A 16,056-nucleotide genomic window follows, 5' to 3' on the forward strand; every position below is an offset into this window, starting at 1 on the left:
TTGTGTGTGGCGTCGGCGCGGAGTCTCGCCAGAGGGTTAGCTGAAGAGGCTCATCTGGGTGGCAGTTGGCTCTGACTTCGCCTCCGGTGATGCCTGATCCGTCCCAGATTGCTTGGGATCAGGAGTCGGTTGAGCGCGCATCTTGTCCAAATACGCCTTCAACTTCTTGAAATCTTCACGCAACGGTTCCAACAGGCTGCCTTGGTGCAGGGCCGCGGCCGGATGGAACAATGGAAACAGCACGAAGTCTTGAAGATAGAACGCCTGCCCCCGCACCTTCGTAATCCCGACCTTCCGTTCCATTAACGTTTGGGTCGCCCAGTTGCCGAGCGTGCACACGAGCTTCGGCTTGATCAGGCTGATTTGCTCCATGAGGAACGGCTTGCAGGTCTCGACTTCATCCGGTTCGGGGTCGCGGTTGTTGGGCGGCCGGCAGTTATGGCTTACGATCCCGGCAGCGATATAAGATTCATCTTCATCCACACCGATGTTGTAGAGCGGAAATGCCCGATACGTCTGGCGGTGATTGACCTTGGTAACGGTTGCTTCGATGAAAACGTACTCGCCGTGATGGTTCTTCAACACGCGTTCCAGTAGCCCCCGCACGAGGTTCGGATGGTGCACGGCTTCCTGCCACCACACACTGAGAACCAGGTAGCCGCGCTGCTCTGCCTCCGCAGTTTTGACCAAAGCGCGAGCCTGCGCCTCCCGATTTGCGAATGCCGGACCGCGAACTTCGATTAAGATTTTCTCGTCCGGCAGGCAGAAGTCGTAAGTGAAGGCGGAATCCGGAAACGCAAAGTGGTGGACGAACGGCATGCCAATATCCTGTAGGACGGCTTTGAGTTCCTGTTCCCCATAACCGATGGGATGCTTGCCATTTCCTTCCGTGATTCTCTGGGCGATCGCAATCCGACCCCGATAACGTTCCTCAGCCGTCATGCGCTGAATCTTGGCAACCCCGGCAGCAACCAGTGCACGCGTACGGGTGTTGGCCCTGGCCGTGATGGCCCAAGGATCACGCAGTCCTTCGGCGTACTGCCGGAGCATCGTTTCACGTAGTTTCTCTTTCGCTTCCGGGCCATGGAAGACCCTTCGGTTGTGGCACGTGGAGCTGCAGGTGCGATATGTCCTCTGCTCGTACCGGTTATATCGGACGAAAAAGGCCTTGCCGCAAACTTCGCAGTGATCCCCGAGCATGGCCACGCGATCGCCCGGCTGAATCTCGCGTGCGACAGTCCATTTGCCATTGATAAGGAAGGGGTGTTCTGGAGTCACTGTGATTTGGACCGGTCTCCGCCTGTCCTCACTCTGTGGGCGAATCGTGAGATGAACTACCCGGCTGCCTCGGGGAAGGACCTCCTGTGGACGGACATAGGTCACTTTGCGAAAACGTCCGGTATGGGTTAGCACCAGGTCGCCGACCCGGATGTCCTTGATCGGCTTATACCCGGTCGCGGTGTAGATGAGCACTCGCGGACTGATGAAGCACTTGATCACGTTCGCGATGTAGATCTCGGAACGTGACAGTCCGGCGGACTGCAAAAGATCGTTCAAGAGCTTCCCCGCCGCGCCGACAAACGGCTCTCCCTTCTGATCTTCGTAAAAGCCGGGCGCTTCGCCGACGAACATGATCGAGGCCCGGGGATTGCCGACGCCGAAGACGACTTGAGACCGGCCCAGCTTGGCCAGCTTGCACCGTTGGCAGTTAGACAGTGAGGCGCTGAGTTCTTGGAGCGTCATGACGTTCACAACGTGTGAGCGAACGGGCTGAAGCCTACGTGGGCTGAATCTTATGTTGGGTGGCGCGGCTTGTCAACGAGATGAAAGCGTGGATTTCGTTGGCCCATCTCCAGACATGTCGTACAGTCAGGACAGTGAGGGACGCGAAAGGAGTGGACCCGTGAGAATAGGCCTGTGGCAGGCGATCGTGGGTATCGGAGTCTTGGCTGTTGCTCTTGGCGGGAAACCGGTCTCGGCGGCGGACCAGACCATCCCGATCGGAGAAATTATCTCAAACCCGGCCGGCTTTCATCGTAAGCTTGTCCGAATTCAGGGACGAGTGCATGCCATCGGAGCGAGGTCGGGCAGAGATGTCACGGCTCAATCGCTCTGTGGCCAGGACTTCGACCTGGAAGACGACACGGGATCGATCAGAGTGGTGTATCTCGTGCGATGTCAGGGCGATGCCGCCAAGACCGAGCCGGCCCGAGATGGAAAGGTCGTGCAGGTCGAAGCGCTGATCGAAGCGCCGCCTGATAACGTCAAAACCTCGAGCGGAACTGAATTCACCGCCACGGCGCTCGCCAGACAGATTCTACCCGCCGCTCCGTGAAGAGGATCTGCTCTTCCTCGATGACGGTAGTATGAAAGCACAGGAAGAGAGCCGCCTGCGACTCAGTGTAATCCAGGTTCGTCGGCGTGAGTGAATAGCGTGCGACCGCGTCTCAAGGAAATGGTCCAATTTACTCGCCGATAGTTGGTCAGACTGTTCATCTCGGCGGAAATCCTCGACAAGTCCTCCTGATCCCGACACAATCGTCCTTAGTAATAAACGTGACTAGGCCGAAAGCGTCGTCATGCTTCGTGACCCGCAGGGCCTCCTACCATTAGGGGAGCACGCTCCTCCTCTGGAGAATCGTATTTCAATCAATCCATCGCTTAGGATGCCGCGGCTCGGAGATGCCATCCGCCCGAGGCTCCTGCAATCCATTGTTTGGAGAAAGGGATGAAAGGATGAACATGCGAGCGAGGGCAGAGAGGGTGGTGGGGGTTGTGATCGTCGGCCTGCTGTTAGTGACCGGCTGTGCTGCGTCACCATTCACTAAGAACGAAACTCCAGGCCGGCATTTTGACCGGGCGATGAAGGAGTTTGCGGCCCATTGTGCCAAGGCCAAACTCAAGCCCAACGACACGGCTTGCGACATTCTGAAGCTCAGGCCCGCCGATCCGCTGGCGACCGAAGAAGGCCGCTTCGCCCATTCGATCAAGATTCCGAATCCCGTGCCGGCGGACAGTGGGTATCGGCCGGACATGACGCCGCAGGAGTACTTTGACCACCTCTGCAAGACGGAAGCGGGGGAGTTCATCTACAAGACAGTCCAGAATGTGGAAGGGCTGCTTCAACTGCGGCTTCGAGAGAACCCCACAGACTACGAACTCGAACATCTGTATGCACTGGAGGATCCCTACGGGTATTCGGTAGGAGGGCGGGATCACCCTGAAGAGTATTTTGTCCAACCTGCCATAGGCAAGTATCAGTTCATCGAGACCCCCTTGCCTCAGAGTTCAAAGGCGAGGAAGGAAATGAAATATCGGCGGTTCTACCGAGATGAGAGGGCGCATCCGGAAAGAGATTATCAAACAGCGGTTAACGGTAAATTCGTGCGAGTTCCTTATATCGTGGCGGAGGAAAATGTTTCCTCTGCCCGGAGCCGATACGGCTACACCTGGCGTGGGATCGCTCGTCCGCATGATCGAGAACTGGGAATTGCGGGGGGAGAACTCATCATCCTGGATCTCCAAACCCATGAGGTGCTCGCAGTCAGGCGAGGGTTCGTCCGTAGCGGCTATATACGGAACATGACCGGAGTGTGGTGGCTGACCGCGCAAAAGTGTTCCAAGGAGTCGCTAAAAACCGACGCTCAATTTATTAACCAGGTGCTGAAGCCAGTGCTGGCAACCCAGGAGAGGGGAAATGAGGCAAAGTAATATTTCAACTTGGTTGAAGTTTGCCCTGCAACAAATGGCTGCTGAGTCATATCTTGATCAGCTTCTATTCGGTCGGTCTCTTCGAGAGATCCTACTGGAGGGTAATAATGACCAGCGATTCGTCCAGCCAGATGCCAATGGTAATCTCCCCGGCAAGACCCGCTTCACGAACGTTCTTGCCGACCGCTTCCTCAGCACCTACGACATCATCGACCACCACGCCAACGATGGGACAGGGTTTTCGGCGACCCTCATGCGCGATCGAACGACGGGTGCATACACCCTCTCTTTCCGCAGCACGGAGTCTGCCCTGGTGGCTGAAGGCGGTGATCGAGAGCGGGATCTCTTCGGAGCGGATGCTGAAATCGGAGGGGCCGGGTTCGCCTTTGGGCAGCTCGCGGCGATGGAGGACTATTATCAGTCGCTCAAAACAAGCGGCACACTCCCGGCGGGAGCGGTTCTCAATGTCACTGGGTATTCGCTGGGCGGACACCTGGCCACCGTCTTCACGGAGTTGCACCATACCGAGGTCAACCATACGTACATCTTTAACGGCGCCGGGCGTGGGCATGTCCCTGGAGAAGTGCCCGGGCTTTCAGCAGAGGAAAGTCGCATCAGCGATATGATGGCGTACTTTCGCCTGGTGCTGGACAATCCGGATGAGGCCTCCGATACCTTCCCGCGGGACAGTGACCTGTATCTGCGCGCGATCCAACTCCATCAAACCGATCCTCAATGGCGCCCCTTCGAGCAACAGGATTCCTCTCTGTATAACGACCCGCGATATCTCTGGGCCAAGGCTGCAACCCTCAACCTTTTCAAACCAACGGGAATTGACCCGCTCTTCCATTCTCCCGAGGCTGTCACGGAGGGGCCGTTTGGGAAGATTACGCAGCTCTATGGCTTCGCGACGACCAACGACCTTCAGTTTGTGGCCAATTCCGGCGTGCATGCTGCAGCGACGCCGGTCTTTATTGAAGGCCAGCCACTGATAGCCGGTGCGCCACTTCCCAGCGTGACGGAAAGCGGGAACACTCATTCGATTACCCTCATCGTGGATTCTCTGGCGGTCCAGGAACTGATCCAGACGATCGATTCCCGCTATGGCCAGGCCAGCGCTGAACTCCTCATCAAAGCTGTCTCCAACGCGAAAGCCGAGACAACAGCGCCGTTGAACGTCTCGGGTGTAACGGAGGGTGATTCGCTTGAGAAGGCGGTCGATGCGTTGCGCAAACTGTTCCGCGATCCCGCCTTGTCGCCGGCGGAGCCTCTGCCGGTCAATTCGCGAGTCGGCGGATTCGGGGACCTGGCCAATCGCAATGCGATGTACCAGGCGATCGATGAGGTTACACAGCGCGCGAGGCTCCTGCGAGCCCAAGGCGTCATTTTCTCCATCGAGGATCTGACCGCTGTGAGTGCCGCCGCGCTTGCCGGCATCGCGGACACCGATACGGATCAGGGGCTGGCCTATAGGTACGCGCTCAAGGAACTGAATCCGTTTGCGGTGGTGGCCGACACACCGCAAGCGAATGAGGCGCTGTATGCCACCCATGCTCAAGGCGGCGGCCTGGATATGTTTGACGACATAACGGGTGTCGGGACCCTGACGTCTCGCTACCTCGACGACCGGGCCTTGTTTCTCAAGGAAAAGATCTCGCTGAATCAGCTCGACCATCAGACATCCACGGGGAACATTCATTTCAAAGACGTGACGACCGGGTATGAAATCGTGACGAATGCCGTGGTGAGCACCGATCGGCAATTCATTTTTGATTCTGATGCCGGCAACCTCGTGACGGGCAATAGCGCTGATGACGAACTGTTTGGCGCGGGTGGTGACGACCTCGTGCGTGGGATGGATGGCAACGATTATCTGGAGGGAGGTACCGGGCACGATCATCTGCTCGGTGGCGTCGGTGAGGACATTCTCGAAGGTGGAGTCGGGCATGACACGATCGAGGGCGGACGCGATAACGATCTGCTGAAGGGCGGTGCGGGGCTCGATACCTATCTCTATCACGCCGGCGACGGGACGGATCAGATCGAAGACTCTGACGCGCAGGGCCACATATTGTTCGATGGAGCCCTGCTCCAGGGTGGGATTCGCGCTCAGGATGGACCAAGCGATACCTATACGAGCCTGGACGGAGCGAAGACGTATGTGCTGACGAACGGTCATCTGATGGTCAACGGGTTGCTGACCGTCAATGCGGGGTTTCAGAGCGGCCAGTTCGGAATCCGGCTCATCGATTTGCCGAACTATGCCGCGGCCACGCGAGACATCTTTACCAAGAGCGTGCCGGACCCGCTCCATCCGGGACAAACCATCCCTGTGCCGTTCTTCGATGATGGCGATAATGATTCACGGTCACCGGAGTTGAACGGGCCGCTGGGGGATGACCACCATCGATTGCACGCGCTGGGGGGGAATGACTATGTGGTCAGCGGGGCCGGGGACGACGAACTCTATGGCGATGAAGGGACGGATGAACTCTATGGAGGATTGGGCCACGATCGACTCTATGGAGGGACCGGAAACGACACGCTGGTCGGAGACAATTCTGCGGTCTCTTCAGGCGGCGGAAATGACTACCTGGACGGGGGTGACGGGAATGATCTCCTTCAGGGCGGTGCTGGGGCAGATATTCTGATTGGCGGGGCCGGCATCGATAACCTGAATGGTGATGAGCCGAGCCAAGTCAACGATGGCAATCAGGATGACTACCTCTTCGGCGGCGCAAACGATGACAGCCTATTCGGTGGAGCCGGGAGCGATATTCTAGATGGCGGGGACGGTCATGATTTGCTGGTCGGGGACACGACGTCATTTCAAGGGGGGCGGCCGGAGGACGGCGGGGCGGACTTCATGGAAGGTGGAACCGGGAACGATCAGCTCTTCGGTTTGTACGGGAATGATGTGCTCTCCGGGGGGGATGGTCTCGATCTGGTGAACGGTCAGGATGGGGATGATCTGCTGTACGGTGGTGCGGGCGACGATGTGTTGTCGGGCGATCTACGGCTACCATCAGCGATCGGGTTTTATGACACCAGAGAGTATCGTGGAGCCGGCGGCGATGATCTCCTCTACGGCGGCGAGGGTCGTGATTATCTCTATGGCGGCGAAGGAGATGACTACCTTTCCGGCGGGGACGGAAATGACGTCTTGTATGGTGACTACAATCGGCTCCGATTCCAGAGGGAAGACGCGCTAGAGGCCGTGCTCATGAGTCTGGCCGGAAACGATACCCTGCACGGCGGTGAGGGGGACGACGGGCTCTTCGGCGGTGCCGGATCGGACGTGTTGAATGGAGGTGAGGGCAACGATGAACTTCAAGACGATGAGGGGCTCAATGCAGAAGGCAGCGGGGATGATTGGCTGTATGGTGGCAACGGAAACGACCTGTTGACGTCTTATTGGGGCGATGACCGGCTCTTTGGTGGGAGCGGCAATGATCGACTGATTTCGTACGCAGGCAAGGACGAGCTGTACGGCGAGGAAGGAGACGATATATTCGACGTGAGAGACGCAAGTCGTGGGGCAAGCGAGACTCTTCTGGTGGGGGGGACAGGCAATGATACTTATCTGATCGACAGCTTGAGCGATCGGATTGTGGAGGAGGCAGATGGAGGCATTGATACAGTGGTGAGCAATATTGATTTTGTTCTGTCAGATAACCTTGAGAATCTGACGCTGAATGCCGACCATTTGGTCGGGACCGGGAACGATCAGGATAATGTATTGAATGCGACGAACTTGGTCGGGACGACGCTGATCGGTGGAGGAGGCAACGATACCCTGACTGGATTAGCCCGGCTGGACGGTGGGGCTGGAAATGACACGATGGTCGGCGGTGGATCGGTGTTCGTTGGATTTGAGGGCGGCGAAAGCCGCTATCAGAGCAATACCTATCTATTCGATCGAGGCTACGGGCAGGACATGGTCGTCGATACAGACACTGAGGCGGGGTTCTCCTCTACACAGTGGGACGTCATCGAGATGGGGCCGGACATAACACCGGGAGATGTGGAGTGGCGTCGGGAAGGGGAAGATCTCATCCTCAGCATTGCCGGAACTGATGATCAACTCACCATCCAGTCGTACTACAAGGAGACCTTTGACCTCGGCGCGTGGCGGTTTCTCGACGGCTTCAGGCCGCCATCCGGCGAGATCGTCCAAGGCTCGAACTTTCATCCGTACTATGCGAGGCCGGGGCAGGTGGAGTTGATTCGGTTCGCAGACGGGACGAAGTGGGGTCCGGGTCTGCTCGGCGGATTGGTCACTGGAGCATATGATTCAAATACGTTCGAGTTCGGCTACGGTAGCGGCCATGTCAGGCTGATCGATTTTGATGAACTGGGTCATGGAATCGATACAGTGAGGATGGAGGCTGGGATCACAGCCGACGATGTCCTCGTAGGAAAACAGGGCTCGGATCTCGTCTTCACATTGAAGAACACAAACGAAACCCTCACCGTCCTGGCGCACTTCGATTTCGTGTTGGGGTCTAACATCTTCACAGGGCAGAGAAGCAACCCAACCCCGTATCGACTTGAACGGGTGGTCTTCGACGATGGCACCGTGTGGGATTACACGACATTCGAGAGTCGGCTCACGACCATTATTGGGACGGACCACGCCGAACCATTGGTTGGCAATGCCAATGACAATGTGATTCGAGGTCTTGGCGGTCACGATGCGCTGATCGGCCGCGCGGGGAATGATCTCTTGGATGGGGGCGGCGGGGATGACGAACTCGAAGGGGATGAGGGAAACGATGTCTTGATGGGAGGAACCGGCGACGATCTGCTCTTTGGTGAGCAGGGTGACGACACCTACATCTTCAATAGGGGTGACGGTTCGGACTACCTTGAGGATAGCGTTCAGGCCGGAGCGGGAAATCGCATACGGTTCGGAGCCGGAATCTCGCAAGATGATTTGACGTTGACCATGGCTCAAGGTGGGGATACCCACAGCGTGACGATTGCCGTCGGCGCCAGTGGCGACTCGATAGAGATTGCCAATCTGAGAGGCGAGGATACAGGGGTGGAGCTCCTCGAATTCGCCGACGGCACGACCATGCGGTTGGCTGACCTGCTTGGCCCACAGGCGACCGACGGCGATGACGTGCTCGAGGGCGGCCCCGCCGCCGAGGTGATCGAAGCATTGGCCGGCAACGACATCGTGGACGCCGGCGCCGGAAACGACACGATCGCGGGCGGCCAGGGCAACGATGCCCTGTCGGGCGGCGCCGGCGACGACACCTATGTCTTCAACCTGGGCGATGGAGTCGATACGATTACCGATCAGGCGCTGCCCGGAGAGGGCAATCAGATCCAATTTGGGGCCGGCATCACGCCGGCCGATCTAAGTCTCGGCCTGGGTTCTCTCTTGCTTCGCGTCGGATCGGGCGGCGATGCGATTCATCTCACGCCCTTCGATCCGGCCAACGTGTTCGGTCCTCGCGCAATCGACCGGTTCCGCCTCGCCGACGGCACGGTCTTGACCTATGAAGACCTGCTCGCGCGCGGGTTCGATCTCGCGGGGACTGCCGGCGATGACACCCTCACCGGCACCAATACAACGGATCGCCTGGTGGGATGGGCCGGGAACGATGTGCTTCAATCTGGCGAGGGCAACGATCTCCTCGATGGTGGACCGGGAACGGACAGGATGGAAGGTGGTGGCGGTGATGACACCTATGTGGTGGATGATGCCGGCGATGTCGTCACGGAATCGGCTGGAGAAGGCCTGGACTCGGTGCAGAGCAGCGTGAGTTATAGTCTCGGCGCCAATCTGGAGCACCTCACCCTCGTCGGCGCGGCGGACCTCGCCGGGACGGGCAACGAGCTGGACAATATCCTGATCGGCAACAGCGGCAACAATGTGCTTGAGGGGGCGGCCGGAGCCGACCGGATGATCGGCGGGGCCGGCGACGATCGATATCTGGTGGACGATGCCGGCGATGTCGTGGTCGAGCAGATCGATGAAGGGATCGATACGGTGGAGAGTTCTGTGACCTACACCCTTGCCGCGAACGTGGAGAATCTCACGCTCGCCGGAACGGCCGCAATCAATGGGAGCGGGAATGAGTTGGATAATGTTCTCGCCGGGAACAGTGCGGCGAACGTGTTGGCGGGTGGGCAGGGCAACGACACCTACGTCATCGGCATTGGAGATCAGGTTGTTGAGCAGGTGGGCGAGGGCATCGACACGGTCCAGAGCAGCCTGAGCTACCAGCTTGGGGCGCACGTCGAGAATCTGGCCTTGACGGGCACGGCGAATCTAAACGGCACCGGGAACGAGTTGGATAATGTGCTGGTCGGAAACAGCGGCTTGAATAGACTCACCGGCGGAGCCGGCAACGACACGTACGTGGTGGGAAGAGGCGATACGGTGGTGGAGGGCGCAGGAGGCGGCATCGACACGATCCAAACCCACATCACCTGGACGTTGGGAAGCAATCTGGAAAACCTGACGCTCACTGGCTCCGCCAATGTGAACGGCATCGGGAACTCGCTCAACAATATCCTGATCGGCAACGCCGGGGCGAACCTGCTCGATGGGGGATCGGGTCAGGACCGGCTCGACGGCGGCGAAGGGAACGATCTGCTGCTCGGCGGCAGCGGCCACGATGAGCTTGTCGGCGGCGTGGGCAATGACGCCTTGAACGCCGGGAGCGGCCATGATTTTCTGGACGGCGGTGATGGCACCGATGTGCTCGATGGCGGATCAGGCGACGACCAGCTTCACGGTGGATCGGGCGATGACGTGCTCCTGGCCGGAAGCGGGGCGGATCGGCTCAGCGGCGGAATCGGCAACGATCTCTTGATCGGAGGCTCAGGCAACGACAGGTACCTGTTCTCGCGAGGGGATGGCCAAGACACCATCGTCGAGCAGGACCCCTTTCCCTTCAACCAGGATTCGCTGGAATTCGGTCCCACGATCGCCCCGTTGGATCTGATACTGAGCCGGCAGGCCGACAACCTGCGGATTGCCCTGTACGGTACCTCCGATCAGGTCACGATCCAAAATTGGTACGGTGGAACGGCCAATCAGACGGAACTGATCCAAGCAGGCAACGGCCAACAGTTGCTGAACAGCCAAGTGGATCAGCTCATCCAAGCCATGGCGGGCTTGACGAGCCAAACCGGCCTGTCGTGGGAAGAGGCCGTCGCCCAGCGGCCGGAGGACGTGCAGGCGATCCTGGCGGCCAGTTGGTCGTAATAGTGAGTCCTGGAAGTTCGTTGTATCGATCTGCCAGGGTATTCCCCCTCTCCTTTGCCCTCTCCCCATGGCCCGTTGCCGAGCACCGGTTGAATTCGCCAAGCGCAATGGGTCCCGGAGCAACGGGCGCCCCGGAGAGGAGGCCGTGAGGGGGTGAAGCGACGGCCGGGCGCGCTTCGTATCTGCTCAGGACTCCCAATTCACCCGTTCCATTCAATTTCCTTCCGGTCGGTCCGATCGCCCCGCCCATCTCACTTCATGGTTTGGGTCCCGCATGGGCCAGTGCCATTAGGGGGGAATCCCATTCCTCTGGAGAATCGCCGATTCATCGCCACATGAGTAGGATAGGCCCGTTTGCTCGATGTGTGTATGAGGCAACGAGATGGCCGTGCCGCCGATGCCAACCCGATGAGCCAGCCCGATACTCCCTCTCCGCAACCCTGCGCCGAGGCACATCAAGAACAAGACAGCGGCCTGCTCTGTCTCTTGATGCTGGCCCGGTTCTTTGACCAGCCTGCAGACGGCGGGCAGATTCGTCATCAGTTCTCGGAAACCGGCAAGAAACTCACCGAAGGGGATCTGATCAGGGCGGCAAAGTACCTGGGATTGAAAGCCGGGCAGGTGAAGGCTGACTGGTCTGAATTGCCGACCCTCCCGTTGCCGGCTGTGGCCCGCCGGAAGGACGGCCGGTTCGTCGTACTAGCTAAGGCCGAACCCGACAAGGTCCTGATTCAGGAGCCTCAAGCCGAGCGACCGGCCATCCTCACCCGCCGAGATTTTGAGGCCGCATGGTCCGGCACCCTGCTGTTGTTCACGAAACGGTCGCTCAGACGCCCTCAGGATCTCACCTTCGACTTCACCTGGTTCATTCCCGCGCTGGTGAAGCACCGATGGTTGCTGAGTGAGGTGTTGCTCGCCTCGCTCTTTTTGCAGCTCTTTGCCCTGCTGACGCCGCTCTTCACCCAGGTCGTGATCGACAAGGTGCTGGTCCACAAGGGCTTCACCACGCTCCATGTACTGGCCATCGGCATGGCCGGGTTGGCGATCTTCGACGCCCTGCTCGGAGGGTTGCGGACCTATCTGTTCTCCCACACTACCAATCGAATGGACGTGGCGCTCGGGGCGCAGTTGTTCCGCCATGTGCTGTCGTTGCCGCTCGCGTATTTCGAAGCGCGCCGCGTGGGCGATACGGTGGCGAGGATGCGCGAGCTGGAGCAGATCCGGCAATTCCTGACCGGCCATGCCGTCACGGTCGTCTTGGATCTGCTCTTCACGGCAGTCTTTCTGGGCGTGATGTGGTTCTACAGCCCCTGGCTCACGCTCATTGTGCTGGGGTCGTTGCCGCTCTATGCCGTGCTTTCGCTGGTCATCACGCCGGTCATCCGCGCGAGGCTCAACGAAAAGTTCACGCGTGGGGCCGAGAACCAAGCGTTTCTCGTCGAGGCCGTCACCGGCATTCAGACGGTGAAAGCCTTGGCGCTGGAACCGCCCCTGCAGCGGCGTTGGGACGGCCAGTTGGCGGACTATGTGAGCGCAAGTTTTCGCGCAACCAGTTTGATGACGGTCGCGAGCCAGGTCGCGGGAGTGATCCAGAAGCTCACGGTCATCGCGATCCTCTGGGCCGGGGCCTACCTGGTGATCGACGGGACCTTGAGCATCGGCCAGTTGATCGCCTTCAACATGCTGTCCGGGCAAGTGACCGGGCCGCTGCTCCGGATCGTCAACCTCTGGCAAGAGTTCCAGCAGGTCGGGGTATCGATGCAGCGCTTGGGCGATCTACTCAACAGCAGGCCGGAACCCTCCTACAACCCGAACCGGACGACCTTGCCATCCGTCAAAGGCCACGTGGTCTTCGACGAGGTCACGTTCCGCTATCGGCCGGATGGAAATGAAGTGCTGCGCAAGCTCTCGTTCTCGATCCAGCCGTGCCAGGTGATCGGCATTGTCGGCCGGTCCGGCTCGGGCAAGAGCACGATCGCGAAGCTGATCCAACGGCTCTATGTGCCGGAACGAGGCCGCGTGCTCGTGGACGGGGTGGATCTGGCGCAGGTCGATCCGGCCTGGCTGCGGCGGCAGGTCGGTGTGGTGCTGCAGGAGAACTTTCTCTTCAACCGGTCGGTGCGCGACAACATCGCCCAGGCGGACCCGGGACTGTCGATGGAGCGGGTGATTCAGGCGGCCAAGCTGGCGGGCGCCCATGAGTTCATTCTGGAACTGCCGGACGGGTACGACACGATCGTCGGCGAGCAGGGTTGTTCCCTGTCAGGAGGCCAACGCCAACGGATCGCGATCGCGCGCGCGTTGGTCGCCAATCCCCGCATCTTGATTTTTGACGAAGCGACCAGTGCGCTCGACTACGAGTCCGAGGCGGTCATCCAGCGCAACATGGCGCAGATCTGCCAGGGGCGCACGGTGCTGATCATCGCGCACAGGCTGAGCACGGTGCGATCAGCCCAACGCATTCTGGTAATGGATAGGGGCGAGATCGTGGAGCAGGGGACGCATGAGGACCTGATCAACCACAACGGGGCCTACGCGCGGCTCTGCCGCTATCAGCCGGCGAATCAGGAAGCAGCCTGATATCGATAGAATCAGTAGCTTAGATAACATAACTTCTACAAACACTTTATGGTATGGAATAGGATCTCGCGACACCTCAGAGTCTGGCTGGCAGCCTGGCGAGCTGAGACCGAATCGCCGAAGAGAGCCGTGCATTCGAGCCGCGCGTCAACCCGCGCCTTCGGTCGCGCTGTCGAATTCTTGCCGGCGGTGCTGGAGATCGAACAGACGCCGCCGTCGCCGATCGGCCGTGCCATCATCTGGACAATCCTCGGAGTCTTCACGGCCGCCGTTGCCTGGGCCTGGTTCGGCTGGCTCGACATCGTCGCGGTGGCGCCGGGCAAGATCATCCCGAGCGGCTATTCGAAACTGCTTCAGCCCTACGAAACCGGCGTCGTGTCCGCGATCCATGTCCAGGACGGGCAGGCCGTCCGAGAAGGCGAGGTCTTGATCGAACTGGACCCAACGCAAAATCGAGCGGACCGGGAACAGGCGTTGAACGAATATCGCGCGGCCAAGACGGAGGCGGCGCGGCTCCGGGCTCTGATCGCCGGTAGCCCGATCCTGGAGCCGCCGGAGGAGGCAGAGCCGGCAATGGTGGCGTTGCAACAACAACTGTTGCGCGATCAACTGGCCGAGTACCGCGCCCGTGTGGAAGCGGCCCACTCACTGGTCGAGCAACGACGGGCGGCGGTCGACGCCACCAGGGAGAACATCCGCCGGTTGGAAGCGACCCTGCCGATCGAAGCCGAGCGGGCCGCGGCCTACAAGCGGTTGCTCGACCATCAGTACGTGTCCAAGATGGACTATTTGCAATTTGAGCAACAGCGGATCGACAAGGCGCAGGAGTTGGCACAGAACCGGCAGAAGCTCATTCAAGACCGGGCGGCACTGGCGGAGGCGGAGAAAAATGCCCGTGCCCTGGTCTCGGAATTTCAGCAGACCAAACAGGCGGAGCTGTCCGCGACGGAGACGAAGGCCGCCTCCCTGGTGCAGCAGGTCGTGAAGGCCGGTCAGAAGGCTGAACTGCAAACGCTGGTGTCGCCGATCGACGGCGTGGTGCAGCAACTGGCCGTCCACACGGTCGGCGGGGTCGTCACGCCGGCTCAGCCATTGTTGATCGTGGTGCCGCAGGACCATCCGGTGGAAGTCGAGGCGCAGGTCGAGAACAAAGACGTGGGCTTCGTTCAGGAAGGCCAGGAGGTCGAAATCAAAATCGAGACCTTTCCCTTCACCATCTACGGGACAATCCCCGGGAAGGTGCTGAGCGTCTCGGACGATGCGGTGCCGCTCGACAAGGAGAAGGGTGGGCTGGTCTATGCCACCAGGGTGAGCATGGATCGCGCCACCATGCTGGTTGAAGGCAGACCCGTCCACCTTTCGCCAGGCATGGCCGTCACGGTTGAAATCAAGACCGGCCGGCGCCGGGTGATGGAGTACCTGTTGAGCCCGCTCCTCAAGTCCGTCAAAGAGAGCCTGCGAGAACGGTGAGGAAGGGGCAGGAAAGGTCATCTAAGATAGATGGAGAGGGAGCAATCCCGCTGCCCACTGATCAAGGCTGCCGGTCGGCCAAGCTTCTGCAGAAGAGGTCCACGGTCTTGCGGAAGAGAAACAGCGCCGTATCTTGCCGAGATGCTGCAATTGCGGTCTCGGCTGTGGCTTGGATCGAGGTGGGGGTCAGTCCGAAGCGTTTCACCACGAAGGCGGCATCTTCCAGATCAAGATCGGTCCCGCGTCGCAATTTTGCGATAACGAAATCGACGGGCGCGAGCAATCGAATGCGGAGGTTGGGACGTGCGACAAGGTCGGTGGCGCGGTCTCGATAGCCGGGAGGCATCGAGACGATCGACCAACCCGAAATATCTTCGCTGAGGTCCGCTGGCACCCCATGTGCCATGAGGAATGTCACCAGCGGTTCGAGTGGGCCGGCAACCTCTCCATCCACATCTTGGGTCGGGCGGTCACGCCAGCCGTACGCTTGAAGAGCCAGAGCGCCGACGAGCAGGAGATCAACCGAGCGGCCTTGCTCGCGAACGTATTCGGAAAGCAGATCGATCAGGCGCTCAGTGGTGATGGTAGGCAAAGCGCAGCGCCTCGGCGAAGGTGCGATACTCGCGGAAATCGATCGGCCCCGGATCGGCCGGCAACGGCGCACGGTTGAACAAGAACGTGATCAGGCGGCTGTAGCGGCTATACCAACGGCAGGCTGTTTGGAAGGCTTCCTGCATCGGCGGATGGTTGCGCCACGGAGAGAGATCCAGCCGATCGTTGACCAAGATTTCCAGCCAGAGAATGCGCCGTCCGCGAGCGGTGGCCAGGGCGGCCTCGATCGAATCCGTTCCGAGGTAGGCCGGCAACAGCTTGAGCGGCGCGGAAGGATGATGGGAGATGCCCGAATCCGACATGCGGGGAGTGTACCATAACGCCCATTCGCGACGAAGGGCGACGGACTGACCAAGCTCATAGCCGTCACCGATCCACACGGCCATACGCTCGTCTTGCCCATGTGATCCGTTTCGACTACTGTATGGCCCGCCGGGCATGTGCGCCCTGTGTCCCTG

General features: G+C 59.7%; 9 protein-coding genes. 5 read left to right on the plus strand and 4 right to left on the minus strand.

Annotation, left to right across the window (positions count from 1 at the left end; all coding sequences use genetic code 11):
- Positions 1 to 36: 36 nt before the first annotated feature.
- Positions 37 to 1,743, minus strand: a complete 1,707-nt coding sequence (locus QWI75_RS08870; protein ID WP_289268336.1) for a uracil-DNA glycosylase family protein — start codon at positions 1,741 to 1,743, stop codon at positions 37 to 39.
- 160 nt (positions 1,744 to 1,903) lie between these two features.
- Here QWI75_RS08870 and QWI75_RS08875 point away from each other — a divergent pair, with 160 nt between their 5' ends.
- The gene (locus QWI75_RS08875; protein ID WP_289268337.1) at positions 1,904 to 2,335 is read left to right on the plus strand and encodes an OB-fold nucleic acid binding domain-containing protein; all 432 of its coding nucleotides are present in this window, start codon (positions 1,904 to 1,906) and stop codon (positions 2,333 to 2,335) included.
- Between the two features lie 407 nt (positions 2,336 to 2,742).
- The gene (locus QWI75_RS08880) at positions 2,743 to 3,711 is read left to right on the plus strand and encodes a hypothetical protein (RefSeq protein ID WP_289268338.1); all 969 of its coding nucleotides are present in this window, start codon (positions 2,743 to 2,745) and stop codon (positions 3,709 to 3,711) included.
- Positions 3,712 to 3,802: 91 nt separating this feature from the next.
- On the opposite strand, the gene QWI75_RS08885 is transcribed toward QWI75_RS08880, so the two are convergent.
- Positions 3,803 to 3,928, minus strand: coding sequence for a hypothetical protein (locus QWI75_RS08885; protein ID WP_289268339.1), 126 nt, complete (start codon positions 3,926 to 3,928; stop codon positions 3,803 to 3,805).
- Between the two features lie 96 nt (positions 3,929 to 4,024).
- On the opposite strand from QWI75_RS08885, the gene QWI75_RS08890 reads away from it, so the two are divergent.
- The 3 genes from QWI75_RS08890 (at position 4,025) to QWI75_RS08900 (ending at position 14,986) form a co-directional block, all read left to right on the plus strand.
- Positions 4,025 to 10,936, plus strand: coding sequence for a calcium-binding protein (locus QWI75_RS08890; RefSeq protein ID WP_289268340.1), 6,912 nt, complete (start codon positions 4,025 to 4,027; stop codon positions 10,934 to 10,936).
- A 408-nt stretch (positions 10,937 to 11,344) separates the two neighbouring features.
- Positions 11,345 to 13,516, plus strand: a complete 2,172-nt coding sequence (locus QWI75_RS08895) for a type I secretion system permease/ATPase (RefSeq protein ID WP_370693631.1) — start codon at positions 11,345 to 11,347, stop codon at positions 13,514 to 13,516.
- A 129-nt stretch (positions 13,517 to 13,645) separates the two neighbouring features.
- Positions 13,646 to 14,986 (plus strand): HlyD family type I secretion periplasmic adaptor subunit, encoded by a 1,341-nt coding sequence (locus QWI75_RS08900; protein WP_289268342.1) that lies wholly within the window; start codon positions 13,646 to 13,648, stop codon positions 14,984 to 14,986.
- A 61-nt stretch (positions 14,987 to 15,047) separates the two neighbouring features.
- Here the strand turns inward: QWI75_RS08900 and QWI75_RS08905 are convergent, their stop codons facing one another.
- Positions 15,048 to 15,578 carry a DUF6036 family nucleotidyltransferase gene (locus QWI75_RS08905; protein ID WP_289268343.1) on the minus strand — a complete coding sequence of 177 codons (531 nt, stop codon included), beginning with the start codon at positions 15,576 to 15,578 and terminating at the stop codon, positions 15,048 to 15,050.
- The gene (locus QWI75_RS08910; protein ID WP_289268344.1) at positions 15,559 to 15,984 is read right to left on the minus strand and encodes a hypothetical protein; all 426 of its coding nucleotides are present in this window, start codon (positions 15,982 to 15,984) and stop codon (positions 15,559 to 15,561) included. Before QWI75_RS08910 ends, QWI75_RS08905 begins: the two co-directional genes overlap by 20 nt.
- Between the last annotated feature and the right edge of the window lie 72 nt (positions 15,985 to 16,056).

Origin of the sequence: Nitrospira tepida (assembly GCF_947241125.1) — a bacterium.
Taxonomy (GTDB): domain Bacteria; phylum Nitrospirota; class Nitrospiria; order Nitrospirales; family Nitrospiraceae; genus Nitrospira_G; species Nitrospira_G tepida.

Excerpts from the sequence above, each read along its gene's own strand:
- QWI75_RS08870 (WP_289268336.1), bottom strand. The coding sequence starts at position 1,743 with ATGACGCTCCAAGAACTCAGCGCCTCACTGTCTAACTGCCAACGGTGC.
- QWI75_RS08880 (WP_289268338.1), top strand. The coding sequence starts at position 2,743 with ATGCGAGCGAGGGCAGAGAGGGTGGTGGGGGTTGTGATCGTCGGCCTG.
- QWI75_RS08895 (WP_370693631.1), top strand. The coding sequence starts at position 11,345 with ATGAGCCAGCCCGATACTCCCTCTCCGCAACCCTGCGCCGAGGCACAT.
- QWI75_RS08910 (WP_289268344.1), bottom strand. The coding sequence starts at position 15,984 with ATGGCCGTGTGGATCGGTGACGGCTATGAGCTTGGTCAGTCCGTCGCC.